Origin of the sequence: Pseudonocardia autotrophica (assembly GCF_003945385.1) — a bacterium.
Lineage (GTDB): Bacteria > Actinomycetota > Actinomycetes > Mycobacteriales > Pseudonocardiaceae > Pseudonocardia > Pseudonocardia autotrophica.
The window spans coordinates 3,703,246-3,728,422 of record NZ_AP018920.1 but is presented as its reverse complement, the minus strand read 5'-3'; the positions used below and the strand labels follow the sequence as shown (position 1 = coordinate 3,728,422).

Genomic DNA, 25,177 nt, shown 5'->3' with positions numbered 1-25,177 from the left:
ATACGCCCGGGCGCCGCGGCCTGCCCGGTCGAGGCCGGTCGCGGGTGTGCTCAGGGGGAGGGTTCGGCGCGCACGTCCCCGCCGTCCCCGTCGCCGGGGTGACCCATCAGGTGCGGCGCACTGGGACCGAGCAGCCGCACCCGCGCGCCGATCGGCTGTTGCTCGGTGGTGTGCGCGAGCACCCGGGGGCCGTCGTCGAGATCGACGTAGGCGAGCGGGTAGGGCGGGGTGCGGCCCGGCACCGGGATCCGGACCACGGTGCTGCTCCAGACCGTGCCGCCCGGCCCGAACTCGGCGGGCTCGACGGCGCCGCCGCAGCTCGGGCAGGCGGGCCAGTCGAAGGCGGCCCGGCCCGGGCAGCGTTCGTGGTCGGCGCAGCGGACTCCGGTCACGAGTCCGGCACCGTCCGGCGCCGCGACGATGCGAGGTCGGGGATCGACGATGGTCACGTCGACATGTAAGCAAACGAAGGTTTGATTATCAATGCCGAGCACCTACCTGCGCAGCCATTATTGACAGCCACGTTGATCCCCGACAGGCTCATTCGGGCGCCGACGCCAAACAGATGTTTGTCCACCACCCGCTCGACCACCCGTCCTGCCGTCTCTGTCACCCGCCGCACGACCGTCCGCTCGACCCCCTGGCTGTTCGACCCGTCCGGCCCTGCCGGCGGCTCGACCACCGCCACCGCCCGTTCCGCGGATCGCTTGAAAGGACCCGACCGATGAAGTTCGGCTTCTTCACCATGCCGGAGCACCCGCCGATCGAGAACTGGACACTGTCCTACGACCGCGACATCGCGGCGATCGTGGAGGCCGAGCGGCTCGGGTTCGACGAGTTCTGGATCGGCGAGCACCACACCGGCGGGTTCGAGAACGTCCCGGTGCCGGAGTTCATGATCGCGAAGGCGAGCGCGCTGACGCACCGGATCCGGCTCGGCACCGGCGTCATCAACCTGCCCTACCAGGACCCGTTCATGGTGGCCGAGCGGATGGCGTTCCTCGACCACCTCACGCACGGACGGCTCGACTACGGCTTCGGCGGCGGCGGGCTGCCCACCGACAAGGCGCTGTTCGGCCTGGAACCGGCCGAGGCCGCACCCCGGACCAACGAGGCGCTGGAGATCATCTGGCAACTGCTGACCTCGGACGACCCGGTCAGCTACGAGGGCCAGTACTGGAAGTACGAGAACCGCCAGCTGCAGGTCGGCCCCTACCAGGACGTGCCGCCCTTCGCGATCGCCGGACTGACCGGCGTGCACAACTACGCCAGGTGCGGCGAGCGCGGCTGGAAGCCGTTGTCGGTGCACTTCGCCCCGATCGACAACGGGACCTACCCGCACGCCCCGGACCTGCGGGCGATGGGCCAGGCGATGCTGGAGGCGGGTGCCCGCTCCGGGATCGATCCCGCCGTCACCCGGGACAACTGGCGGATCGTGCGCGAGGTCTACGTGACCGACGACCGCGACCAGGCGCTGCGCGACATCCGCGAGGGCGTCAAGCGGTCCTACGACTACCTGTTCGGTCTCGGCCTCGGCGGTCTCATGCTCATCGGCGAGGAGATGACCGACGCCGATCTCACGCTGGACTGGATGGTCGACAACATCCCGTGGATCATCGGCAGCCCGGAGGACTGCACCCGCCAGCTCAAGGAGCTGGAGGAGGAGGTCGGCGGCTTCGGCACGCTGCTGATCAACTGCCGGGACTGGGTGACCACCGACAAGTGGAACCGGTCGCTGGAGCTGTTCGCCCGCTACGTCGTCCCGCAGTTCACCCGGCGCGAGCGGCTCGACCGCAGACAGCGGATGGCGAACGTCGCCCTCGGCCTCGCCTGATGGCAGGTGCCGACGGGCGGGACTGGCCCCGGTACTGGGACGCCGAGCGGGAGACCCGCGATCCCGCCGAACGGGACGGGCTGATCCTGGAGCGGGTGCAGGCCCAGCTCGGCTACGTCTACCACTGCCTGCCCTTCTACCGCAGGCACTACGACGCGCACGGATTCCACCCGGACCAGATCCGGTCGCTGGCCGACTTCACCGCGAAGGTCCCGGTGATCACCAAGGCGATGCTGGTCGCCGACCAGGCCGAGCACCCGCCGTTCGGCAGCTACACCCCGGAACGGCCCACCGGCGGCATCGCCCGGATCCACGGGTCGTCGGGGACCTCCGGCACCCCGACGATGTACGCGGTCTCGCGCGGCGACTGGGAGCGGGCCGGCGAGGTGCACGCGATGGCGCAGTGGTGCGCCGGGGTCCGGCCGGACGACATCGTCCAGGTCGGGTTCCCGTTCGGCCTGTTCTTCGGCGGCTGGGGCGTGGTGCAGGGCGCCGAGCGGATCGGCGCGACCCTGTTCCCGATCGGGATCACCGACTCCGTCCGGCACCTGGAGCTGATCGAACGACTCGGGTCCACGGTGTTCTCGGCGACCCCGTCGTACGCGGTGCACCTGCTCTCGGTGGCCGAGAGACACGGTGTCGACCTGCGCGCCACCACCGTCCGGCACCTGCTGGTCGGCGGGGAGCCGGGCGGTTCGCTGCCCGGCATCCGCAAGGTCATCGAGGACGGCTGGGGCGCGGTCGTCGCGGACGCCGGATCGACGTCGGAGATGTACCCGTTCCAGACCAACGTCGGCTGCGAGGCCGGCACCGGGACGCACCTGTTCACCGACGAGGTGTTCACCGAGATCGTCGACACCCACGACACGAACACGGCGGTCCCGGCCGGCACCCGGGGCGCCGTCGTCTACACCCACCTGTGGCGCGACTCCCAGCCGATGATCCGGTTCGCGCCGGGTGACGAGTCCTACCTCGCCGACGACCCGTGCCCCTGCGGCCGCACCTACCCGCGGCTACCGGAGGGCGTGCTCGGCAGGCTCGACGACATGCTGGTGATCCGCGGCGCCAACATCTACCCGAGCGCCGTCGACACCGCCGTCCGCTCGGTGCCCGGTCTCGGACCGGAGTTCCGGATCCGGGTGACCCGGCCCGGTGCACTCGACGAGATGACGGTCGAGGCCGAGGGCGATCCGGCGGCGCAGCCGGAGCTGGAGGCCGCACTGGCCAGGGTGCTCGGCATCCGGGTGCCCGCCGTGCTGCTCGCACCCGGCACGCTGCCGGAGACGACCTTCAAGGCCCGCCGGGTGGTCGACGAACGCTGACCCGGCCCCGGGATCCCCGGCGACAGCCCGGGGGTGGTGTGTGCGCCACCCCCGTGTGGTCACCGGTCCGGCGCTCACGGCCCGTCGAACGCGCCGTGTTCAGCCAGGACGTCGAGCACCTCGGGCAGCCCGGCGAACGACGCCTGCACGTCGGCCGGCTCCACGACCCGATGCGCGTTGCGGGCGATGTGCTCGCGCATCGCCGCGTCGAACCGGTCCTCGCCGACCCGGCGGCGGCCCTCCAGCAGCGCCGCGGCGCCCTGGTCGTAGACGCCGGTGACGTACCCGGCGAACCCGTCCCCGCGCCGGTCCCAGAGCGTCATCGGGTCGCCGATCCGGCCGTCCGTGGCGGGGGAGTACTTCGCAGGCCGGTAGTAGTCGATCTGGTCGGCGACGACGGCCTGGGCCCAGGTCGTGAACGACTCGTCAAGCCACGGGTCGCGGGCCTGGTCGTTGCCCAGCAGCGCGTAGAACCACATGTGCGCCAGCTCGTGCGCGGCGAGCCCCGCCCGGGTGCCCTCGTCGACGTCGCCGAACTGCAGGTGGGTGGGGAACTCGACGCCGTCGCTCTGGGAGGGGACGATCGTCAGCCACAGGTCCGGATAGGGGTGCGGGCCGAGCAGCTCCTCGAGCCGGGGCAGGAACTCGGCGACGGCGCCGGTCCAGTCGGCCGCCGAGCCGCGCAGCGCGGCACCGTCGGCCCGGCCCGCGGCCGGCACCGCGACGTGCACCCGGGTGGTCCCGACGGTGGACTCGGTGATCGCGTAGTCACCGGCCGCGATCGCGACGTCGCGGATCGCGTCCGCGGTGAAGGTGTGGGTGCTGCGGCCCGGGCCGGCGGGGGTCCGGCCCGCGGGGGTGCCGACGCCGACGACCTGCTGGTCGTCGTCCACGGTGACGGCGAGCGAGGCGAGCCGGAAGTCCTCCGACACCACCGTCTCGCCGGCCATCGACACCGCGGGCTCACGCACCCAGCCGCGCCCGCGCACGTGGTCGAGGACCGGCAGCGGGGAACCCAGCCAGGCGGTCCCGGCGGCGGGCGAGTAGCCGATCCGCTGACCGGAGTCCGCGCCCAGGGTGATCCGGAAGCCGAGCTCGGCGGTGACCGTGCCGCCCGGTTCCGCGCAGACGGGCAGGGGCAGCTCGACCAGCGTGCCCGGGGCGCCGTCGGGTGCGCCGGCCTGCTCCACCACCGGAGTGACCGGGGAGCCGTCGACCGCGGCGGTGGTGATCTCCGAGGACGTGCCGTCGGCGATGGTGGGCGGCCGGTTCGTCCAGAGCCGGAACACCAGCTCGCAGATCGGCTCGTCCGGGGTGAACCGGACGGACTGGGTGCCGGTGGCCGAGGCGAGATCGGGTGCCAGGTCCAGGGTCGCGTCGACGACCGGCCGGTCCGGGTCCGGTGCGGCCCGCTCGACGGTCGTGCCGGGCCCCGCGGCGGCGCATCCGCCGAGTATCGCCAGCGCCACGGTGAGCACGACGAACGCGCGGTACCGGCCGCTCGGGTCGATCATGTGAGGAGGTTAGTCGCGGTGCCGGCCGGCGGCGGACGGCGTGCCGGTGCCCGCCGCCGGTCGCACCCGATCGCGCACCGCGAGGGCCGGGGCCGACACCAGCGTCTCCAGCGGGCCGCGGCCGACCGCGCGCCGCCAGGCGAGCCCCGCCACCAGCGCGACGCCGGCCTGCCACAGGTAGCCCTCCAGCGGGCCGAAGGTGTCCAGCGGGGAGTTCATGAACAGGATGGACGCGACGTAGAACGTCAGCGTCATCGATCCGGCGGCCGCGAGCGGGCGCAGCAGGTGCCCCAGGACGGCCGACACGCCCCGGGTGGTGATCCCGGCGAGCAGCAGCGTCGTGCCGAGCACGGCGAGCGCGGACCCGGCGGTCTGTACGACGTCGAGCGGGGTGCCCGAGTGCGGCGCGACCGTCGCCAGCCACCACCAGGTGGTGGTCGGGGTGACGCCGTCCGGGTAGCCGGTGACGGCGTCGGCGATGGTCGGCGCCGAGTCGAGCAGCTCCGGCGGGCTCGCGGCGGCGATGACGGCGTACCCGCCGCCCGGCCCGAGCAGCCGGACCGACGCCGCCGTCGCGGCCAGCGCGGCGGCGACACCCCAGACCAGCAGCCCGGCCGCGGTCCGCGCCGACGACAGCCGCAGCCGGCCGACGACGATCCCCACCGCCATGTAGGCGAGCCAGACGACCCCCGGATAGGCGCCCGTGACGGTCAGCTCGGACAGCAGCCCGAGCGGATCGGTGAGCAGCCCGGTGAGCGACGGGTTGCCGAGGTCCGGCACCGGCAGCATCGGCCGGACCAGGTGCGACAGCACCGGGATCCCCAGGCAGAACGCCGCCGCCAGCGGTGCCAGGACCGCCGTCGGCAGCGCCACGAGCGGGATCGCGAGCAGGAAGGCGATCGCGTAGTACGGCAGGATCAGCGCGGCGATCGTCGGATCGGTCCAGCTCAGCGCCAGCCCGATCAGCATCAGCATCCCGGCGCGGGTCGCGAGCATCGCGGCGGCGGAGCGCAGATCGGGGCCGGGCCGGACCCGGGCCCGCCCGGTCAGAAAGGCGAACGAGACCCCGGCGAGCACGGCGAACAGTGCGGCCGAGCGGCCACCGAAGATCAGGTAGCTGGGTGTCGACACGCCGTCGTCGGTGGTCTCGACGAGCGCGTGCACGGCGATGATCCCGAGCAGCGCGACGCCGCGTGCGGCGTCCACGCCGATCAGCCGGGAGGCGCGTGGGGCCTGCGCCGTCGGGGGTGGGGTGGGCGGGGGCTGCGTGGTCGGGGACAGGGTGGTCGGGGACAGGGTGGCCGAGGACAGGGTGGCCGGGGACGCGGGGCGCGGCTCGTCGTCCGCGGCGGCGGGGCCGGTCGTGGGTGGGGGCGCGGTGGGCGGCGCGGCGGCCCGGGGCTCGGCGATCCGGGGGACCGGGGTCGCCGGGGCCGGGGGAGCGGAGTGGCGTGCGGCCGCGGTCGCGGTACCCCGTGGGCTCTGCAGTGCGGTATCCCGTGCGGTCGGCAGCGCAGCATCCCGTGCGGTCGGCGGAGCGGTGTCACGGCGGACCGGCGAAGCGACATCCCGTGGGCTCGGCTGTGCGCCGTCACGTGCGGTCCGAGGCGCGCCGTCACGAGGCGTCGGCGCAGGCGGGCGCGGGATCGGGGGTGCGGTGTGCCGCGGGCCGGCGGGCACCGGGGCGGCCTGTGACGGGCCGGCCTGTGCCGGGCGGGGCGTGGGCTCGGGTGTGGTCCGCACCGGTCGCACCGTCCGTACGGTCGGTGCGTCGATGCGGGGCGGGGGCACCCGCGGGGCCGGTCCCGGCGGCGGGGTCGGTCGGGTCACGCCATCACCTCGTCGATCAACTGGTGGCCGAGGTCGCGCGCGTCGGCCCGGGGGAGCCCGGCATCGGCGAACCAGTCCGGTCCGGCCTCGGGATGCGGGCCGACGACGCCGACCCGCCCGGCGCCGAACGGCAGCACGGCCGCGGCGATCTCGTCGTTCGGGTAGCGGGCCAGCACTGAACCGGCGGAACCCGGGTCGAGCAGGAACCGCGGCCCGTCCTGGAAGAACAGCGTGCGTTCCCGGCCGCGCCAGTCGATCCGGACCAGCGCGTCGCCGTCGTGGTTGACGGTGGCGCCGCGGGTGCCGATCCACCGGTCGGTGTCACCGGGCAGCAGGCCGAAGCCGGGGGTCGCCCCGGCCAGGTAGCCGCCGAGGCAGAACCCCAGGTAGCGCCCGCCGCCCGCGACCAGATCGCGGACCGGGCCGCGGACCCGGCGCACCACGGGCCAGACCGCGTCCAGCTCACCGCCACCGGGCTCGGCGTACAGCGTCGCCGCGGCCAGGGTCTGCGCGGTCAGCGGGAGCTCCTCACCGTGCCCGGTGAACCGCACGTCGAAGCCGTGCCGCGACGACGCGAGCAGCGACGCGACCGACTCCGCGCAGCCCGGCACCGCGTCCGGGCCGCGCCGGACCAGGGCGAGCGGCGCCGCACCGGGCCGGGCCGGGCCGCGGGAGCGCCGGAACGGGCGGGGCAGCCTCACCGGTCGGTCCTGCGGTGCCGGGCGCCACCGGCCCGCTGCTGCGGTACCCGGTGCCGCGGCGGACCGGACGGCCGTGGAGCCGAGCGGGCGGCCTGCACCGACCGCATCCGCACGGTGCGCCCCGGATCGACGGCCTGGCCGACCCGGGTGAGGACGGTCGTCCGTTGCACGTCCGGCGCCGCGGTGCGGACGGTCTGTTCCACCGGCGTCGCCGCGGCCGGGACCGGTACCGGCACGGGGAGCTGCGCCGGTGCCGGCGGATCGGAGACCGGCTGGGCGGTGATCCCGCGCCAGCGAGTCCCGGCGGGCAGGTGCTCGCCCTTCATCACCAGCGACAGCGGCTCCAGCCGGACCCCGGCGCCGACGACCGCGTCGTAGAGCACGATCGCCCGGTCGCCGACGGTCGCCCCGGCGCCGACGGTCACCGTGGACATCTTCATGACCCGGTCCTCGAACAGGTGGGTCTGCAGCGACACGTCCCGGCCGACGACCGCGTCGTCACCGATGTCCACCAGGTCGAACTCGGTCAGATAGGTGGTCGACAGACACGTCCGCCTGCCGATCCGGGCGCCCATCAGCCGCAGCATCGGCGGCAGCAGCGGGGAGCCGGACAGCATCGTCAGCAGTCCCGGCACGGCGGCGGCCTCGTAGAGCCCGGTGACGAACTCGGAGCGGCGCACGAACCGGCTCCACAGCGGCTCGGTGCGTGCCCGGTACGCCCCGACGACCAGCCATTTCACCGCCGCGACCAGCAGGACCAGCAACAGCGCCGTGCCGAGCGCGAGTGCCGGCGCGGCGAGCACCACGACCCACGGCGGGGAGGTACGGGCGACGTCGGAGAGCCACTGCAGGAACAGGTAGAGCGACACCGAGATCGCCGACGCGGGCAGCGTCGCCCGCAGGAACTCGATGCCCAGCCGTTCGGCGACCCGTCCGCGGGACGGCCGGAAGGTCAGCGACTCCGGATGGTCGCCGGAGTCCTGCCGCACCGGCAGGTGCATCGCGGGGGAGCCGAGCCAGGTGCTGTCCTGCGGCACACCGGACGGCGGCGGCACCGTCGCCACCCCGATCAGCGACTCGTCGCCGAGCGTCGAACCCGCCGGTACGACGGCGGCGTTCCCGACGAACGCCCGCCGGCCGACCAGTGTCGGGCGGCGCACCATCCAGCCGTTGTGGAAGGTCGCGCTGCCCACGCTCGCCATGTCGGCGACGAAGCTGCCCTGGGAGATGGTGAGCATCTCCGGGTCGATGTGCGATGCCGTCGACACCTCGGCACCGCGGCCCACCTTCGCGCCGAGCAGCCGTAGCCAGCCGACCGTGTACAGCGTCGAGTACAGCGCGTTGGTGTAGGTCAGGCTCATCTCGAGCAGCTTGTCGCCGAACCATTTCCGCAGCCCCAGCGACGACCGGGCGGGGAACACGCCGGGCCCGGTGCGCGGTGCGACCACCCACCGCCCGACCGCGACCAGCACGCAGACGGTCAGCACGAACACCGGGCCCACCGCGACCGCCACGGCGAGTGCCGGACCGTCGCCGAACAGCAGCAGCGACGTCCACACCAGCAGCACGGCGGGCACCAGCGAGGCGAGCGCGACCAGTTCGAGTGCCAGCACGCCGCCCGCAGCGGCGGCCAGCTGCGGCCGGGTCCAGGGCGGTGCCTGCCCGCGCTCGGTCAGCTCGGCCACCGCGGCGTCGGCGGCGTCGGGCACGCACGGCGAGCCCGCCCAGTGCTCGCCGCTCGGGATCACCTGGTCCTCGGCGACCGCGGACTGCTCCCCGACGACCGCGTCGGCGCCGATCACCGCCCCCGGCTCGACGACGGCGCTGGCGCCGACGTGCGCACCCTCGCCGACGGCGATCGGCGCGACCGTGACCCAGCCGTCGCCGACCGTCCACGGCCGCAGCGCGGCCCCGTAGCCGACGGTCGCGCCGTCGCCGATCTGCAGCATCCGCGGCAACGACAGCACCGACGTGCCGACGTGCACCTCCCGGCCGACGCGGGCGCCGAGCAGCCGCAGGTACGGCGCCGCCAGCGGACCACCGGACAGCACCGGCAGCGGCGACATGGCCAGCAGCTGGTCCGCGGCCCACAGCCGCAGGTGCGCGACGCCCCACATCGGGTACCGGCCGGCGCGCATCCGCGCGGTGAGCGCGCGCACCGCCAGCGGGGCGAGCAGCCAGCGTTGCAGCAGGAAGACCGCGGTCGCGCCGACGGCGAGCTGGGCCAGCACGTCCGGCGCGACCCGGCCGTCGTGCCAGGCGTAGACACCGGCGGCGGGCAGCGTCATCACCAGCAACAGCACGAACAGCGCCGCCGCCTGCACCGTCCCGGCCCGCGAGTAGCGCCCGCGCGAGTGGCGCAGCGGCTGCGGGCGCTGCGGGGGAGGAGGCGCCGCGTTCGCCGCGGGTCCGGCGGTGGGATCCAGCGCCCCGGCCAATCCGCGGACGGTCGGGTTGTCGTAGAGATCGCGCACCGCGGCCGTCCGGCCGACGGAGCGCTCGCGCAGCAGGGTCACCACCCGTGCCGCGAGCAGCGAGTGGCCGCCCAGCTCGTCGAAGAAGTCGGCGGTCACCGAGACCTGGCCGGGTTCGAACGACAGTGCCTCGGCGAGCACGTCACGCACCCGGCTCTCCAGCTCGGTGCCGGGCGCGATCACCGGCCCCGCGGACACCACGATCCGCGGCCCGGACGGCGGCGGGAGCTTCGGGCGGTCGACCTTGCCGCTGGGCATCATCGGCAGCCGGTCGAGCACCTCCAGGTAGCCGGGAACCATGTACTCCGGCAGCCGGGTGCGCAGCAGCTCGTGCAGCCCGGCCCGATCGACGCCACCGGCCCCACCCGACCCACCGGACACCGCGACGACGTAGACGGTCAGCTCCTCACCGGTGCCGTCGGCCGGCTTGGTGAGCGCCGCGACCGCGCTCTCCACGTCGGCGTGCTCCAGCGCGACGCTCTCGATCTCGCCCAGGTCGACCCGGTGCCCGCGGATCTTGACCTCGTCGTCGGCCCGGCCGAGATAGACGATCTCGCCGCGCTCGTCGAACCGGCCGAGATCACCGGTCCGGTAGAGCCTGCCGTCCCCGTCGGGCGGTGCGGCGCGATGCCGGACGAACCGGTCGGCGGTCTTCTCCGGGAGGTTGACGTACCCGACGGCGACGCCGGGTCCGCCGATGCAGATCTCGCCGACCTCGCCGCGGGGCACCTCGCGCAGCGCGTCGTCCAGGATCACCACCGAGTAGGTGGGCACCGGGACCCCGATCGTCACCGGGCGGCCCGGCAGCAGCTCGCCCCAGGTGGCGGTCACGGTGGCCTCGGTCGGGCCGTAGGTGTTGAGCATCCGGCGGCCGGGCCGGGCCCAGCGCTCGACCAGCCCGGCCGGGCATGCCTCGCCGCCGACCAGCAGGGTGCGCAGCGCCGGCAGCTCGACCGGGATCGTCGCGAGCAGGGTCGGGACGCAGCACAGCACCGTCACCCCGGTCCCGGCCAGGAACTCGCCCAGCTCGGCCCCGATCCGCCGGGAGTCGGTCGGCCCGACGACCAGCGTCGCCCCGGCCGCGAAGGTTGGCCAGATCTCCTCGATCGAGAAGTCGAACGAGATCGTCATGCCCTGGTAGACGCGGTCGTGGGCGCGGACGTCGTAGACCCGGGTGATCACGTGCACGAAGTTGCAGATGCTCGGGTGCGCGACCGCGACGCCCTTGGGGCGTCCACTGGAGCCCGAGGTGTAGATGATGTAGGCGAGCGGATCCGCGCCGGGCGGGACCGGCTCGACCGGGTGCCGGGGCAGCCGTGCCACCTCGTCGGCGCACAGGTCGAGCTGCACGAGCCGGTCCCGGGACAGCTCCGCGGCCAGGTCCGAGGTGGTGACCAGCAGATCCAGCGCCGCGTCGGAACGGATGTAGCCGACCCGGTCCGGCGGCGCCGCCGGATCGATCGGGACGAACGCGGCACCGGTCTTCAGCACGGCCAGGAGCACCGCATAGGTCCGCCACGAGCGGTGCAGCAGGATCCCGATCCGGCTGCCCGGCCCGGCGCCCCGTGCGCTCAGGTAGCGGGCCAGCTGGGCGGCCCGGGCATCGAGCTCGGCGTAGCTGAGCTCCAGGGTGCCGTCCTGCAGCGCGACGGCGTCGGGGGTGCGGGCCACGGTGGCCTCGAAGAACCGGTGCAGCCGGTCCGGGTGTCGCCGCGGGGGCGGGCCCGTGCGCGGGGCGGCGCGGCCCGCGCGGGGCGGGGACATCGTCACGTGCCGTCAACTCCCTCGTGCGACGGCGGGCCGGGCCGGGCGGGGAGCAGGGTGGTGGGGAGTCGCTCGGCCGGGCCGCCGTGGTGCATCCGGTATGTCGACGACGGTGGGTGAGGATGTTACGACGAAATTGCACCGTCAGGGCACTGTCGTCACACTGCGTGCAGATGGGGCCCGAGTTCCTACGGCCATCAGTGGTAGCCGCTGGGCCGCTCGGCGGATCCGGGCTCGGTCAGCCGGCCGCAGGGTCGGCACGCAGGGTGCGAGTGAGGAAGGACACCTGCGCGGCCACCGAGCGCTCGAACGGGGCGCCGGTGTAGATGTCGAAGTGCCCGCAGCCCAGCTCCAGTACCTCGGCGCCGGCACCGGCCCGGGCCGCGGCCCGGCGTGCCGCCGCGGGCGGTGCGATCGAGTCCCGGGCGGCGACCACGACCAGCATCGGCGCGCGCAGCCGGCGCGCGGCCGTCACCGGGCGGTTCGCCGGGATGCGCAGCGCACCGCGGGCCCGCAGGGTGTTGCGGAACGACGGGCCGGTGATCGAGGAGTAACCGGCCTCCGCGTCCGGTGCGGTGATCGCGGCGGTCGAGCCGGGCGGGCCGAACACCCCGATCCGGTGCGGCGGGCGGCCGAGCAGGGTCCCGGCGACGTCACGCAGACCGTGCCCGGTGAGCGCGAGCAGCGCACCGGGACCCGCGTTGCGCACGACCGCCCACAGGGCGCCGATCCCGTCCATCGCCGCGCCCTGCGAGATCACCGCGGCGACCTGCCCGTCCCGGGCGGCGACCGGGACCACGTGCCCACCCGAGTACGAGCTGCCCCACAGCACGATCCGCTCCCGGTCCACCCCGGGCAGCGTCCGGGCGTGCGCGATCGCGGCGTGGTAGTCGGCCCGGTGCCGCAGGTGGTGCACGTCCTGGGCGAGCCCCGGGTCGCGGGTGCCGTCGCTGGTGCCGAAACCGCGGTAGTCGAACAGCAGCACGTCGCAGCCCGCCGCGGCGAACCGCTGCGCGAACGGCAGCAACCCGGAGTCCCGGGTGGCGCCGAAGCCGTGCGCCATCACCACACACGGCCGACCCCGCTCGCCGGTGAGCGCGTCCGACGGGGTGGTCAGGTACCAGGCCGCGCAGCGGGTGCCCCGGCTGACGAACGAGGTCTCGACCGGGGTCACAGGGTTCATCGGCGCTCCCGGGGCGTGGTCACGTACGGCTCCGGGCCATCGTGACGCAGCCGGGCGACCGGCGCGCTGCGGGGGCCGCTTCCGCGTCGTCAGGCGCCGGTCGGGCCGAACTGCTCGATCCGGATCGCCGCGGGGGGCAGGCCGGCCTCGGTGAGCAGCGCCGCCGCCGCATCGGCGAACGCCGGGCTCCCGCACACGAACGCGGTCTCCCCGCCGCGGACCAGCGGCGCGACGTCGTCGAGCCGCAGCCGCCCGGCCGGCCGCCGCGAGCCCTCCGGGGCGACCTTGGTGAACACCGGGTGCACCTCGGGACCGCGCAGCTCGTCGCCGTAGTACAGGCCGCGCGGGGTGCGCACCGACAGCACCATCCGCACCAGCTCCGGCCGGCCGAGGGCGCGGGCGTGCCGCAGCATCGCGGCCAGCGGGACCTGCCCGGAGCCGCCACCGACCAGCAGCGCGGGCCCGGCGCCGTCCCAGGCGAACCAGCCGCCGACCGGGCCGCGCACCTCCAGCACGTCACCGGGGACGACGACGTCGTGCAGGAACTCCGACACCTCACCGTCGTCGAGCCGCTCCACGGTCAGCTCGATCTCCGGGCGCCCGTGGGGGGCGGAGGCCACCGAGTAGGAGCGCTGGGCGGTGTAGCCGTCCTCGGCGGTCAGCCGAAGCACGTAGTACTGCCCCGGCAGGTGGGTCGCCGGGCCGTCGAGGCCGAGCCGGAAGGTCCGCACCTTCGGCGCCTCGTCGCGGACCTCCAGCACGGTCGCGAGCTGCCAGCGCAGGGTCTTCCTGGACGTCGTCTCCATCAGTCCCCCTGGAAGCGCTGCTCGGCCCACGGGTCCCCGCGGTCGTGGTAGCCGTTGCGCTCCCAGAACCCGGGGTCGTCGTCGGCCAGCAGTCGCAGCCCGGCGACCCACTTGGCGCTCTTCCAGAAGTACAGATGCGGTACCAGCAGCCGGGCCGGGCCGCCGTGCTCCCGGGTGAGCGGGGCCGGCCGCTCGGGTGCGGACGCGGCGGCGAAGGCGAGCCAGGCCCGCCCGCCGGTGATGTCGGCCAGCGGCAGGTTCGTCGTGTAGCCGGTGTGCGAGTGCGCCACCACGTAGCGGGCCTCCGGCAGCGGGCCGGCCGCCTCCAGCAGCGCGTCGAGCGGGATCCCGTCCCAGGTCATCCCGAACTTCGTCCAGGTCGTGACGCAGTGGATGTCGCCGTCCCAGCGCTCGCGCGGCAGCGCCCGGATCTCGTCCCAGTTCCACTCGACCGAGTGGTCGACGAGCCCGTCGATGCGGAACGTCCAGCGGGCGGTGTCCAGGTTCGGCGCGGGTTCGGCGGTGAGCACCGGCCACTGGTCACCGACGTCGTACTGTCCGGGCGGCAGTCGCGGGTCCCGCTTGCGCCTGCCGACGAAGCCTCGGGTCACGGGGGGCATGAACGGCACAATGCCGCACCGGGCATGTCGTGTTCCAGGCCGTCGGATGCGTCACAGGCCGTGCGCGTCTCACCACAGCCGATGCTCCGGGACGGGTGCCGTCACTAGACTCCGTTGCACTTCGGCGCCCGTCATGGCGACGGCGCCCGGGTGGGGCAACGAGGCCGCCCACGGGCCGGTGAGGAGAACTGAGCGGATGACGGGCAGCGACCGTGCGGCGGTCGACGCAGGTGACGGTCCGGCGGAGCCGGACGAGCTGGTCCTGGCGGGCGGGTTCGACCCGGTCACCCGTGAGCAGTGGACCGCAGCCGTCGACTCGGTGGTGCGACGGTCCGGCCGGATCGGCGAGGACGCGGATCCGGGAGCCGGGGTCGATGCCCTGACCCGGACCAGTGCCGACGGCATCCGGGTCGCCCCGCTCTACGCGTCCGAGGACGTCGAGGACGTCCCCGCCACCGGTGTCCCCGGGGCGTGGCCCTTCACCCGGGGTGCGCTGACCGACGGTCACGTGCCCGGCGGCTGGGACATCCGCCAGCGGCACGTCGGCACCGATCCGGCGGCCGTGCGCGAGGCGCTGCTGGCCGACCTGGAGTGCGGCGTCAACTCGATCTGGCTGCGGGTCGGCGACGGCGGCATCCCGGTCGCCGAGCTGCCCGCCGCGGTCGAGGGCGTCTATCTCGACCTGGCCCCGATCGCCCTGGACGCCGACGCCGACGCCGTCGAGGCCGGTACCGCCTACCTGGACCTGGCCGCGCGCAACGGCGTCGAGGACGCCGACCTGCTCGGCTCGCTGGGCGCCGACCCGATCGGCCTGCGGGCCCGCACCGGGTCCGGGCCGGAGGCCGCATCGGTGGTCGAGCTCGCCCGCCGGGTCGCCACGTCGTTCCCGCAGGTCACCGCGGTCACCGTGGACGCCAGGGTGATCCGCGAGGCCGGCGGATCGGACGCCCAGGAGCTGGGCTGGTCGCTCGCCGCCGGGGTCGGCTACCTGCGGGCACTGGTCGAGGGCGGGCTCGACGTCGCCGCGGCGGCGCGGGTGCTGGAGTTCCGCTACGCGGCCACCCCCGAGCAGTTCCCGACGATCGCGAAGCTGCGCGCCGCGCGCCGGCTGTGGTCGCGGGTGCTCGAGGCCAGCGGCACCACCGACGTCCCGCAGCGCCAGCACGCGGTCGTCAGCGAGGTGCTGTTCTCCCGGCGCGATCCGTGGGTCAACATGCTCCGCGGAACCGTGGCCGGTTTCGCGGCCGGTGTCGGCGGCGCCGATGCGGTCACCGTGCCGCCGTTCGACGCCGCGATCGGCTCGGCCGAGCCGTTCTCCCGCCGGATCGCCCGCAACACCCAGAACCTGCTGGTCGAGGAGTCGCACCTGGGCCGGGTCATCGACCCGGCCGGCGGTTCCTGGTACGTCGAGCACCTCACGGACGATCTCGCCCGGGTCGCCTGGGAGTTCTTCCAGGCGATCGAGGCGGCCGGCGGCGCGGTCGCCGCGCTCGACTCCGGTCTGGTCGCGGAGCGGGTCGCCGAGGTCCGGGCGCGGCGGGAGACCGATGTCGCCCGCCGCAAGACCCCGCTGACCGGCGTCTCCGAGTTCCCGAACCTGGACGAGAAGCCGGTCGTCCGGGAACCGCTGCCCGCTCCGGTGGCCCGCGGTGGCCTCCCGCTGTACCGGCCGGCCGAGGCCTACGAGTCCCAGCGCGACCGCTCCGACGCGGTGCTGGAGCGCGACGGGCGCCGTCCGACCGTCTTCCTCGCGACGATCGGACCGCTGGCCGGCTACACCGCTCGTGCCGGGTTCACCCGCAACCTGCTCGGCGCCGGCGGGATCGACGCCGCCGAGGCCGGGCCGACCGACACCGCCGAAGCGGTCGCCGAGGCGTACCGGGCCGGTGACCGGCCCGCGGTCGCCGTGCTGTGCTCGTCGGACGCGCTCTACGACGAGCGGGCCGCCGACACCGCCGCCGCGCTGCGCGAGGCGGGCGCAACCCGCATCCTGCTCGCGGGTAAGCCGAAGGACCCGGTGCAGGGCGTCGACGGATACCTGTTCGCCGGCTGTGACGCCCTGGCCGTGATCGACGACGTGCACACCTCGCTGGAGGGATCGACGTGACCCGCATCCCCGACTTCACCTCGGTTCCGCTGACCTCCGGGGCCGTCCCGTCGTCGGCATGGGCCGGATCCGCCCCCACCTGGGAGGCCCCGGAGGGCATCGGCGTCAAGCCGCTGTACACCGCGGACGACCTGGGCGACGTCGACTTCCTCCGGACCTACCCGGGGATCACGCCGTACCTGCGCGGGCCGTACCCGACGATGTACACCAACCAGCCGTGGACGGTCCGCCAGTACGCCGGGTTCTCCACCGCCGCCGAGTCGAACGCGTTCTACCGCCGGAACCTGGCCGCCGGGCAGAAGGGCCTGTCGATCGCGTTCGACCTGGCCACCCACCGCGGCTACGACTCCGACCATCCCCGCGTCGCGGGCGACGTCGGCATGGCCGGTGTCGCGATCGACTCGATCCTGGACATGCGCCAGCTGTTCGACGGCATCCCGCTGGACAAGATGTCGGTGTCGATGACCATGAACGGGGCCGTGCTCCCCGTGCTGGCGCTCTACATCGTCGCGGCCGAGGAGCAGGGTGTCGCGCCGGAGAAGCTGACCGGAACCATTCAGAACGACATTCTGAAGGAGTTCATGGTCCGCAACACCTACATCTACCCGCCGCAGCCCTCCATGCAGATCATCTCCGACATCTTCGGCTTCACCAGCGCGAAGATGCCGAAGTTCAACTCGATCTCGATCTCCGGGTATCACATCCAGGAGGCGGGCGCGACCAACGACCTGGAGCTCGCGTACACCCTCGCCGACGGCGTGGAGTACCTGCGGGCCGGCGTCGACGCGGGCCTCGACATCGACAAGTTCGCGCCCCGGCTGAGCTTCTTCTGGGCGATCGGCATGAACTTCTTCATGGAGGTCGCCAAGATGCGGGCCGCGCGCCTGCTCTGGTCGAAGCTGGTGAACCGGTTCGAGCCGCAGAACGCGAAGTCGCTGTCGCTGCGCACGCACTCGCAGACCTCCGGCTGGTCGCTGACCGCGCAGGACGTCTACAACAACGTCGTCCGCACCTGCATCGAGGCGATGGCCGCCACCCAGGGGCACACCCAGTCGCTGCACACCAACGCGCTCGACGAGGCACTCGCGCTGCCCACCGACTTCTCCGCGCGGATCGCCCGCAACACCCAGCTGATGCTGCAGCAGGAGTCGGGCACCACGAACGTCGTCGACCCGTGGGGTGGCAGCTACTACGTCGAGAAGCTCACCTACGACCTGGCGCGCCGGGCGTGGGCGCACATCGACGAGGTCGAGAAGGCCGGCGGGATGGCCGAGGCGATCGACGCGGGCATCCCGAAGATGCGTGTCGAGGAGGCCGCGGCCCGCACCCAGGCCCGGATCGACTCGGGCCGTCAGCCGGTGATCGGCGTCAACAAGTACGTCGTGGACGTCGACGAGCAGATCGACGTGCTCAAGGTCGACAACGCGAACGTGCGCCGCGAGCAGCTGGACAAGCTGGCGCGGCTGCGCGCCGAGCGCGACGATCGCGCGCTCGAAGACTCGCTGCGCCGGTTGACCGCGGTCGCCGAGAAGATCGCCGAGGGCTCGAAGCGCGACGAGGCCGACAACCTGCTCGGGCTGGCCGTCGACGCGGCCCGGAACATGGCCACCGTCGGTGAGATCTCGGACGCACTGGAGAAGGTCTTCGGGCGGCACGCCGGTCAGATCCGCATCATCTCCGGTGTGTACTCCGCCGAGGCCGGGAAGAACCCGGCGATCGACCGCGCCCGCGAGCTGGTGGACGACTTCGCCGGGGCCGAGGGTCGCCAGCCCCGGATCCTGGTCGCCAAGATGGGGCAGGACGGCCACGACCGTGGCCAGAAGGTCATCTCGACGGCCTTCGCCGACATCGGCTTCGACGTCGACGTCGGCCCGCTGTTCCAGACCCCGGCCGAGGTGGCCAAGCAGGCCGCCGAGTCCGACGTGCACGTGATCGGCGCCAGCTCGCTGGCCGCAGGCCACCTCACGCTGGTCCCGGAGCTGCGCAACGAACTGGCGGCGCTGGGCCGCGAGGACATCATGGTGGTCGTCGGCGGAGTGATCCCGCCGGCCGACGTGCCGGAGCTGCTGAAGATGGGGGCGGCCGCGGTGTTCCCGCCGGGGACGGTCATCGCCGAGGCGGCGGTGGACCTGCTCGGGAAGCTGGCGGTCGCGCTCGGCCACGGTGAGTCCGACACGGCCACCGGGACCGGCAGCGTCTACGCGGACTGACCTCGGCACGTGAACGACCGAACGTTCCCGGCGATCGTCGCCGTGCTGCTCGGCACGGTGATCGTGCTGGCCGTCCTCGTCCCGGTGGTGGCGGCGTCCTACCGGCGGCGGGGGCGGTTCGGCCTGCGCGAGCTCGCCGTCGCGGTCGCCGTCCCGGTGTACGGGCTGGCGGTGATGACGTACACGCTGCTGCCGCTGCCCGAGGTCGACGCCGCCTTCTGCGCGGCCCGATCCTCGGCGGACGGGTTGCAGCTGCGGCCGTTCCAGTTCGTCGCCGACATCGCGCGGATCGCGGGGCGCCAGGAGGCCACCGGCGTCCGTGCCTGGCTCGCGAACTCCGCGGTGCAGCAGATCGTGCTGAACGTGGTGCTGTTCGTGCCGCTGGGCTGGCTGCTGCGCGGCCCCGGCCGGCGCTCGACCGGAACCGCGGTGCTGGCCGGGTTCGGGCTGTCGCTGCTGGTGGAGACCACCCAATACACCGGGAACTGGTTCCTCTTCCCGTGCTCCTACCGGGTCGCCGACGTCGACGACCTGATCGCGAACACCGCGGGCGCGCTGCTGGGCGCGCTGCTCGTGGCGCTGCTGCGGCCGCGCTCGGACGAGGTGATCGACCCGGGCCGGCCCGCCCCGGTCACCGCGGGCCGCCGGCTGCTCGGTGCCCTCTGCGACGTGCTGGCGGTGGCCGTCGGCGGCACCGTTCTCGGGGCGCTGGTGGGCGGTCTGAGCCTGGCCGCCGGGATGCGGTCGCCCTTCCCGGGCTGGTACGCCCCGATCTCCGAACTCGCGTCGTTCTGGCTGCCGCTGCTGGTCTTCCTGCTGGTGCCGCTGTTCGGCGCCGGCGGCACGATCGGCCAGCGGACGGTGCGGCTGCGACCCGCCTCGCCGGATGGTGGTGTCCCGGCCTGCGGGGTGCGGCTGCTGCGGGTGCTGCTCGGCACCGGCGGGGTGATCCTGCTGACCGGCCCCTCCGGGTCGCTGGGCGTGCTCGGGTTCCTGTGGTCGGTCGCGAGCCTGGTCGGGCTGTTCCGTACCGCAGGGCACACCGGCCTGGCCGGCCGGATCACCGGCCTCGTCATGATCGACAGCCGGGTGGCGGACCGTCCCGCCGCCGCGGCGCGACCCGTCCCGAACCCCGAGAACCGGAGGACCTGATGGCCCCGCGCGTGCCCGATCCCGCGGATCTCGCCCGCGGCGTGCTGGCCGGCGACCGCACCCGGCTGGCCCGGGCGATCACGCTCGTCGAGTCCAGCCGTGCCGATCACCAGCGAGCCGCGCAGGAGCTGCTGCTGGAGGTGACCCCGAAGTCGGGTGACGCCGTGCGGGTCGGCATCTCCGGTGTCCCCGGCGTCGGGAAGTCGACCTTCATCGAGGCGATGGGGACCCGGTTGACCGAGCAGGGGCACCGGGTCGCGGTGCTGGCGGTGGACCCGTCGTCCACCCGGACCCGCGGGTCGATCCTGGGCGACAAGACCCGAATGCCCCGGCTGGCCGTCGACCCGAACGCGTTCGTCCGGCCGTCCCCGTCGGCCGGGACGCTCGGCGGGGTCGCCCGCCGGACCCGGGAGACGATGGTGGTGATGGAGGCCGCCGGCTACGACGTCGTGCTGGTCGAGACGGTCGGCGTCGGCCAGTCCGAGACGACGGTCGCCGGGATGGTCGACACCTTCCTGTTCCTCACCATCGCGCGCACCGGCGACTCGCTGCAGGGGATCAAGAAGGGCATCCTGGAGCTCGCCGACGTCGTCGCGGTGAACAAGGCCGACGGGCGGCACGAGCAGGACGCCCGCGCCGCGGCCCGCGAGCTCGCCGGGGCACTGCACATGATGACGCCGACGTCGACGTCGTGGCGGACACCGGTGCTGTCCTGCTCGGCGCAGACCGGGAAGGGCCTGGACAAGGTCTGGGAGAAGGTCGGCGAGCACCGGGCCGCCCTGGATCAGGCCGGTGAGCTGGCGACCCGGCGTGCCGACCAGCAGGTCGAGTGGATGTGGCAGATGGTCCGCGACCGGCTGATGGACCGGCTGCTGCACGATCCGGACCTGCAGAAGAAGCTGCCCGCGCTCACCACGGACGTGCGCACCGGCGGGCTGACCCCGACCCTCGCCGCGCAGACCATCCTGGACACGCTGCGCTGAGCTGGACTGAGCTGGACTGAGCTGGACGGAGCTGAGCTGGGCTGGGCTGACCTGCCCTGAGCTGGACTGAGCTGCGATCTGCTGGGCTGACGTGCGCTGCGCTGACCTGTGCTGTGCTGCGCTGATCTGACCTGCGCTGGACTGACGTGTGCTGCCCTGCGCGGCTCGCCGGGCCGTTGCCCGGCCGGTGCACGGGCGGGCCGGGGCGCGCCGGGTCAGCTCGCGCGGGCCTGCGCGAGTCGCTCCGCGCAGGCCGCCCGCAGGATGGCCTGCTCCGCGCCGAGCATGGTGAACGTGCACCCGAGCTCCCGGAACCGGCGGGCGTGCGCGGGGGAGTCGCAGTAGATCCCCACCGGCACCCCCGCGGCGGCGCACCGTGCCGTGATGCCCTCGATGAGCTCGCCGTAGCGGGCCGCCTCCGGCGCGTCCGGCGCCTGTGCGGCCGGTGCGAGCCCGTAGGCCAGGGCCAGGTCCGACGGACCGACGAAGACCGCGTCGATCCCCTCCACGGCGAGGATCTCCTCCAGGTTCGCCACCGCGGCCACCGTCTCGATCATCACCACGCAGCGGCCCCCGGCGAGCAGATCACGCCCCAGCCAGGACGGCCGGACCGGGCCGTAGCTGCGGGTTCCCGCCGGCGGGTAGCGGCAGGCGGAGACCGCGGCGGCGGCCTGCTCGGCAGTCTCCACCAGCGGGACGATCACGCCGTCGGCGCCGCGGTCCAGCGCCCGGCCGATCGCCTCCGGCCCGTGCCCCGGCACCCGGACCAGCGACCGGGTGCCGGTCGCGGTGAGTGCCTGCAGCATCCCGAGGACGCTGTCGTCGCCGATCATGCCGTGCTGGGTGTCGACGCAGACGCTGTCGAACCCGACCGAGCCGACGATCTCGGCGACCGCGGAGGAGGGCAGCTGCAGCCAGCCACCGACGGCGTCGCCGGTGAACATCGGATCCGTGCTGGAAATGCTCATGGACCGACCGTGCCTGTCCGCGGCGCGTTGCGCCACCGCCGGGGCATCATGATCCCCATGCCGACGAGCCTGCCGTCCCGCCCGGTGATCGGGATCCTGCACCCCGGAGCGATGGGGGCGGCGATCGGTTCGGCGCTCAAGGCCCGGGCCGGCGCGGTGATCTGGGCCGATGCCGGCCGTAGTCACGCCACGGCGAAGCGCGCCGAGCTCGCCGACCTGGTGGCCGTGCCGGACGTCGCGGAGCTGGCCGCGCGGTCCGACGTGATCGTCTCGATCTGCCCACCGCACGCCGCCCGCGCGGTGGCGGAGCAGGTGGCGGCCGGACTCCGGGGGCGCGCCGACCGGCCGATCTACCTGGAGGCGAACGCGGTCGCACCGGGCACCGTGCACGCGGTCGCGGAGGTGCTCGGCGATCGGGCCGTGGTCTGCGACGGCGCCGTGATCGGCCCGCCCGCCTGGAAGCACGGGACGACCGTGCTGTGGCTCGCGGGCCCGGGCGCCCGGGCGGTCGCGGACCTGTTCGAGGGCTCCCCGTTCGGCGTCCGGACGCTCGACGAGCTCGGCTCGGCCAGCGGGCTCAAGATCTGCTACGCGCTGCAGAGCAAGGCCCTGCCGACGCTGTGGCTGGCGATGGCGGAGGCTGCCGACCGGTTCGGGGTCACCGAGGTACTGCACGACGAGCTGGCCCGCACCGGGGTCGAGCACACCGTGGCGCTGGCCGCGGTCCGGGAGCGGGCCGCGTCGAAGGGCTGGCGCTGGGCGGGGGAGATGGACGAGGCCGCCGACGCGCTGGCCGCGGTCGACGTGCCGGACGGATTCTCCCGGGCCGCCGCCGAGCTGTACCGGCACGCCGCAGACCGCCCCTGACGTGCGCATCCGCCCTGCCGGGTGACCGGCCTCCTCGTGGCGAGACACCGCCACGAGGAGGCCGGTGTACGAGCCCGCGCCGCGGGTCAGGCCGCGACGGAACCGTGCGGGTCGATGACGTACTTGCGCGAGGCCCCACCGTCGAAGTCCCGGTAGCCCTGCGGGGCGTCGTCCAGCGAGATCGTGGTCGCGTTCACCGCCTTCGCGATCTGCGCCCGGCCGGACAGGATCGCCTGCATCAGCTGCCGGTTGTACTTCTTCACCGGGCACTGTCCGGTGGTGAAGCTGTGCGACTTCGCCCAGCCCAGTCCGATCCGGACGCCGAGGGTCCCCTCCTTCGCGCTGTCGTCGACCGCGCCCGGGTCGCCGGTCACGTAGAGACCCGGGATGCCGAGCGCGCCGCCCACCCGGGTCACCTCCATCACCGAGTTCAGCACCGTGGCGGGCGCCTCGGCGGCGTCCTTGCCGTGGCCGCGGGCCTCGAACCCGACCGCGTCGACGGCCGCGTCCACCTCGGGCTCACCGAGCAGCTGCGCGAGCTGTTCGGGCAGCGTGCCGCCCGCGGAGAGATCGACGGTCTCGCAACCGAAGCTGCGGGCCTGCTCCAGCCGGGACGCGACCATGTCGCCGACGACCACGGTGGCCGCGCCGAGCAGCTGCGCGGCGTGCGCCGCGGCCAGCCCGACCGGCCCGGCGCCCGCGACGTAGACGGTCGACCCGGTGGTCACACCCGCGGTGACCGCACCGTGGTATCCGGTCGGGAAGATGTCGGACAGCATCGTGAGATCGAGGATCTTCTCCAGTGCCTGGTCGCGGTCCGGGAACCGCAGCAGGTTGAAGTCGGCGAAGGGCACCATCACGTACTCGGCCTGGCCGCCGATCCAGCCACCCATGTCGACGTAGCCGTAGGCCGCGCCCGGGCGGGCCGGGTTGACGTTCAGACAGACCCCGGTCTTGCCCTCGTTGCACATCCGGCAGCGACCGCAGGCGATGTTGAACGGCACCGAGCAGATGTCGCCGGGCCGGACGAACAGCACGTCGTCGCCGACCTCGACGATCTCGCCGGTGATCTCGTGGCCGAGCGTCTGCCCGGCCGGGGCGGTGGTGCGGCCACGGACCATGTGCTGGTCGGAACCGCAGATGTTGGTGGTGACAACCTTGAGGATCGCGGCGTGCGGAGCCTTCTTCTTGATCTTGAGGCCGTCCACGACGTCGGTCGGGAGTTCGAGCTTCGGGTAGTCGATCGACTCGACGGCGACCTCGCCCGGAGACTTGTAGACGACCACGCGGTTGTCGGGCATGTGACTGGCTCCCCTCACGGTGGGTGCGGTCCGCGGGCGCGGACCGGAACCGGCGGACACGTCCGGGCCCCGCCCCCGCGCCGGCCGCGTCGCCGGTCCTGACGGTGGCACAGGATGCCGACGTGCGCATACCTGGTTGCACTGCGGATCGCCGGAGTGCGTGGTGGCACGGTCCCCGGCGGGCCGGGGCGCGGGCGGTGATACTGCGCGGATGACCGATGATCTCCGCGAGCCGCCCGTCCCGGTGCTGACCGCGCCGCACCACACGCCGGAGCGGGCGGCGTTGCAGAAGCAGGCCCGCGAGTTCGCGGCCACCAGGGTGCTCCCGGTCGCGAACGAGCTCGACCCGCGCCGGGGTGAGATCCCGCGCGACCTGCTCGAAGAGATGGGTGAGCTCGGCTACTTCGGGATCACGGTCGGGCGCGAGCACGGCGGGCTCGGCCTGGGCGCGTTCGAGTACTGCATGGTGGCCGAGGAGCTGGCCAGGGCGTGGATGAGCGTCGGGTCGATCATCGCGCGCGCCCAGGGTGCCGGCACCGGGGTGGCCGATCCCGACCGGCGCGCCGAGCTGCTGCGGCGCAGCGCGCGCGGGGAGTGGATCGGCGCCATCGCGCTGTCCGAGCCGGACGCCGGCTCCGATCTCGCCGCGGTGGAGACCCGGGCCGTGCGGGACGGCGACGACTACGTGATCACCGGCCACAAGCGCTGGACCGGCAACGCGAAGGCCGCCGACTTCATCCAGGTGCTGGTGCGCACCGACGACCCGGGTCCGGGGGAGAAGCGCTCGGCCGGGCTCGCGACCGTCGTCGTCGAGAAGCAGCGAGGCACCTTCCCCGACGGGCTCACCGGCAGCCCGATCGACAAGATCGGATACCACGGCTTCGTCACCTGGGATCTCGAGTTCGACGGCCTGCGGGTCCCGGTCGCCAACCAGCTCGGCGACGGCGGCGAGGGCTTCGCCGACGCACAGGCCTGGCTGAACATCGCCCGCGTGCACACCGCCGCCCGTGCGGTCGGGCTGGCCAGAGCCGCCGTCGAGGACTGCGTGCGGTACCTGCAGCGGCGCCGGCAGTTCGAGCACCCGATCGGCGACTTCCAGGCCGTCCGGTTCACCCTGGCGACGATGGCGGCCAGGGTCGAGCAGGCGCGGTCGTTCTACCAGCACGTCGCGCACCGCCTGGACCAGGGCGAACAGTGCGCCCGGGAGGCCGCGATGGCCAAGCTGGTGGCCACCGAGATGGCCGCCGAGGTCACCGCCGACGGCATCCAGCTGCACGGCGGCAACGGGTACACCACCGAGCACCAGGTGGAGCGACACTGGCGCGACGCGCGGCTCACGACGATCTTCGAGGGGACCAGCGAGATCCAGAAGAAGATCATCGCCGACCGTTTGCTGCCGCGCAGTCCGCTGGGCTGAACGGTCCAGGCGTGTCGTGCTCCGATCGGACCTATTTTCAGCGGCCTGACCTGGGGATCCTCGTTTGTGTCACACGCCCGTGACACAGTGGACATCGTTCGGTAGCGAAGTCGATGCACCCTGT

The 25,177-nt window shown here is 73.8% G+C and carries 19 protein-coding genes; 8 read left to right on the top strand and 11 right to left on the bottom strand.

Translation table 11 applies throughout. The features are described 5' to 3' along the window. Positions 1–50: 50 nt before the first annotated feature. Together Pdca_RS17405 and Pdca_RS17400 are read right to left on the bottom strand one after the other, a co-directional pair. On the bottom strand, positions 51–449 hold the full coding sequence (locus Pdca_RS17405; RefSeq protein WP_197719747.1) for a Zn-ribbon domain-containing OB-fold protein: 399 nt from the start codon (positions 447–449) through the stop codon (positions 51–53). After that, positions 446–688, bottom strand: coding sequence for a hypothetical protein (locus Pdca_RS17400; protein ID WP_125911447.1), 243 nt, complete (start codon positions 686–688; stop codon positions 446–448). Before Pdca_RS17400 ends, Pdca_RS17405 begins: the two co-directional genes overlap by 4 nt. Positions 689–724: 36 nt before the next feature. On the opposite strand from Pdca_RS17400, the gene Pdca_RS17395 reads away from it, so the two are divergent. Next, positions 725–1,834 (top strand): LLM class flavin-dependent oxidoreductase, encoded by a 1,110-nt coding sequence (locus Pdca_RS17395; RefSeq protein WP_085911075.1) that lies wholly within the window; start codon positions 725–727, stop codon positions 1,832–1,834. Beyond that, positions 1,834–3,156 (top strand): phenylacetate--CoA ligase family protein, encoded by a 1,323-nt coding sequence (locus Pdca_RS17390; RefSeq protein WP_085911074.1) that lies wholly within the window; start codon positions 1,834–1,836, stop codon positions 3,154–3,156. Before Pdca_RS17395 ends, Pdca_RS17390 begins: the two co-directional genes overlap by 1 nt. A 74-nt stretch (positions 3,157–3,230) precedes the next feature. On the opposite strand, the gene Pdca_RS17385 is transcribed toward Pdca_RS17390, so the two are convergent. The 7 genes from Pdca_RS17385 to Pdca_RS17355 all read right to left on the bottom strand — a co-directional run bounded on the left by Pdca_RS17385 (position 3,231) and on the right by Pdca_RS17355 (position 14,048). Further along, entirely contained in the window at positions 3,231–4,670 is a 1,440-nt protein-coding gene (locus Pdca_RS17385) for a M1 family aminopeptidase (protein ID WP_085911073.1), read from the bottom strand. Between the two features lie 9 nt (positions 4,671–4,679). After that, a complete protein-coding gene (locus tag Pdca_RS17380; protein ID WP_158092061.1) occupies positions 4,680–5,876 on the bottom strand; it encodes a heparan-alpha-glucosaminide N-acetyltransferase domain-containing protein in 1,197 nt (398 codons plus the stop codon). 620 nt (positions 5,877–6,496) lie between these two features. Next, positions 6,497–7,201 carry a hypothetical protein gene (locus tag Pdca_RS17375; protein WP_269462799.1) on the bottom strand — a complete coding sequence of 235 codons (705 nt, stop codon included), beginning with the start codon at positions 7,199–7,201 and terminating at the stop codon, positions 6,497–6,499. Further along, positions 7,198–11,439, bottom strand: coding sequence for a Pls/PosA family non-ribosomal peptide synthetase (locus Pdca_RS17370; protein WP_085911253.1), 4,242 nt, complete (start codon positions 11,437–11,439; stop codon positions 7,198–7,200). The genes Pdca_RS17375 and Pdca_RS17370 overlap by 4 nt, the downstream gene beginning before the upstream one ends. Positions 11,440–11,677: 238 nt before the next feature. Then, complete coding sequence (locus Pdca_RS17365; protein WP_085911071.1) at positions 11,678–12,622, bottom strand: alpha/beta hydrolase; 945 nt, start codon at positions 12,620–12,622, stop codon at positions 11,678–11,680. An 89-nt stretch (positions 12,623–12,711) separates the two neighbouring features. Beyond that, positions 12,712–13,428: an FAD-binding oxidoreductase gene (locus Pdca_RS17360; protein WP_085911070.1), complete on the bottom strand. Its 717-nt coding sequence runs from the start codon at positions 13,426–13,428 to the stop codon at positions 12,712–12,714. Then, the gene (locus Pdca_RS17355; RefSeq protein ID WP_085911252.1) at positions 13,428–14,048 is read right to left on the bottom strand and encodes a molybdopterin-dependent oxidoreductase; all 621 of its coding nucleotides are present in this window, start codon (positions 14,046–14,048) and stop codon (positions 13,428–13,430) included. The genes Pdca_RS17360 and Pdca_RS17355 overlap by 1 nt, the downstream gene beginning before the upstream one ends. A gap of 196 nt (positions 14,049–14,244) precedes the next feature. Here Pdca_RS17355 and Pdca_RS17350 point away from each other — a divergent pair, with 196 nt between their 5' ends. Genes Pdca_RS17350 through meaB form a run of 4 tightly spaced genes read left to right on the top strand, consistent with a single transcriptional unit; the run spans position 14,245 to position 20,500 of the window. After that, positions 14,245–16,155: a methylmalonyl-CoA mutase family protein gene (locus Pdca_RS17350; protein ID WP_085911069.1), complete on the top strand. Its 1,911-nt coding sequence runs from the start codon at positions 14,245–14,247 to the stop codon at positions 16,153–16,155. Between the two features lie 29 nt (positions 16,156–16,184). Next, positions 16,185–18,365: a methylmalonyl-CoA mutase gene (gene scpA / locus Pdca_RS17345; RefSeq protein ID WP_085911251.1), complete on the top strand. Its 2,181-nt coding sequence runs from the start codon at positions 16,185–16,187 to the stop codon at positions 18,363–18,365. A 9-nt stretch (positions 18,366–18,374) separates the two neighbouring features. After that, positions 18,375–19,517: a VanZ family protein gene (locus Pdca_RS17340; protein ID WP_085911068.1), complete on the top strand. Its 1,143-nt coding sequence runs from the start codon at positions 18,375–18,377 to the stop codon at positions 19,515–19,517. Then, the gene (gene meaB, locus Pdca_RS17335) at positions 19,517–20,500 is read left to right on the top strand and encodes a methylmalonyl Co-A mutase-associated GTPase MeaB (RefSeq protein WP_085911067.1); all 984 of its coding nucleotides are present in this window, start codon (positions 19,517–19,519) and stop codon (positions 20,498–20,500) included. The genes Pdca_RS17340 and meaB overlap by 1 nt, the downstream gene beginning before the upstream one ends. A gap of 215 nt (positions 20,501–20,715) precedes the next feature. Here meaB and Pdca_RS17330 read toward each other — a convergent pair whose 3' ends face one another. Beyond that, positions 20,716–21,468: an HpcH/HpaI aldolase family protein gene (locus Pdca_RS17330; RefSeq protein WP_085911066.1), complete on the bottom strand. Its 753-nt coding sequence runs from the start codon at positions 21,466–21,468 to the stop codon at positions 20,716–20,718. A 57-nt stretch (positions 21,469–21,525) separates the two neighbouring features. Between Pdca_RS17330 and Pdca_RS17325 the strand changes: the two genes are divergently transcribed. Continuing rightward, positions 21,526–22,335: a DUF1932 domain-containing protein gene (locus tag Pdca_RS17325; protein ID WP_232021017.1), complete on the top strand. Its 810-nt coding sequence runs from the start codon at positions 21,526–21,528 to the stop codon at positions 22,333–22,335. An 86-nt stretch (positions 22,336–22,421) separates the two neighbouring features. Here Pdca_RS17325 and fdhA read toward each other — a convergent pair whose 3' ends face one another. Beyond that, on the bottom strand, positions 22,422–23,636 hold the full coding sequence (gene fdhA, locus Pdca_RS17320) for a formaldehyde dehydrogenase, glutathione-independent (RefSeq protein WP_085911065.1): 1,215 nt from the start codon (positions 23,634–23,636) through the stop codon (positions 22,422–22,424). 211 nt (positions 23,637–23,847) lie between these two features. On the opposite strand from fdhA, the gene Pdca_RS17315 reads away from it, so the two are divergent. Then, positions 23,848–25,053, top strand: a complete 1,206-nt coding sequence (locus Pdca_RS17315) for an acyl-CoA dehydrogenase family protein (protein ID WP_085911064.1) — start codon at positions 23,848–23,850, stop codon at positions 25,051–25,053. The last annotated feature ends 124 nt before the right edge of the window (positions 25,054–25,177 follow it).

What these genes read in the sequence shown, in the direction of transcription:
- Pdca_RS17395 (WP_085911075.1), top strand. Translation starts at nt 725, where the DNA reads ATGAAGTTCGGCTTCTTCACCATGCCGGAGCACCCGCCGATCGAGAAC.
- Pdca_RS17390 (WP_085911074.1), top strand. Translation starts at nt 1,834, where the DNA reads ATGGCAGGTGCCGACGGGCGGGACTGGCCCCGGTACTGGGACGCCGAG.
- Pdca_RS17385 (WP_085911073.1), bottom strand. Translation starts at nt 4,670, where the DNA reads ATGATCGACCCGAGCGGCCGGTACCGCGCGTTCGTCGTGCTCACCGTG.
- Pdca_RS17370 (WP_085911253.1), bottom strand. Translation starts at nt 11,439, where the DNA reads ATGTCCCCGCCCCGCGCGGGCCGCGCCGCCCCGCGCACGGGCCCGCCC.
- Pdca_RS17365 (WP_085911071.1), bottom strand. Translation starts at nt 12,622, where the DNA reads ATGAACCCTGTGACCCCGGTCGAGACCTCGTTCGTCAGCCGGGGCACC.
- Pdca_RS17360 (WP_085911070.1), bottom strand. Translation starts at nt 13,428, where the DNA reads ATGGAGACGACGTCCAGGAAGACCCTGCGCTGGCAGCTCGCGACCGTG.
- Pdca_RS17355 (WP_085911252.1), bottom strand. Translation starts at nt 14,048, where the DNA reads ATGCCCCCCGTGACCCGAGGCTTCGTCGGCAGGCGCAAGCGGGACCCG.
- Pdca_RS17350 (WP_085911069.1), top strand. Translation starts at nt 14,245, where the DNA reads ATGACGGGCAGCGACCGTGCGGCGGTCGACGCAGGTGACGGTCCGGCG.
- meaB (WP_085911067.1), top strand. Translation starts at nt 19,517, where the DNA reads ATGGCCCCGCGCGTGCCCGATCCCGCGGATCTCGCCCGCGGCGTGCTG.
- Pdca_RS17330 (WP_085911066.1), bottom strand. Translation starts at nt 21,468, where the DNA reads ATGAGCATTTCCAGCACGGATCCGATGTTCACCGGCGACGCCGTCGGT.
- Pdca_RS17325 (WP_232021017.1), top strand. Translation starts at nt 21,526, where the DNA reads ATGCCGACGAGCCTGCCGTCCCGCCCGGTGATCGGGATCCTGCACCCC.
- fdhA (WP_085911065.1), bottom strand. Translation starts at nt 23,636, where the DNA reads ATGCCCGACAACCGCGTGGTCGTCTACAAGTCTCCGGGCGAGGTCGCC.
- Pdca_RS17315 (WP_085911064.1), top strand. Translation starts at nt 23,848, where the DNA reads ATGACCGATGATCTCCGCGAGCCGCCCGTCCCGGTGCTGACCGCGCCG.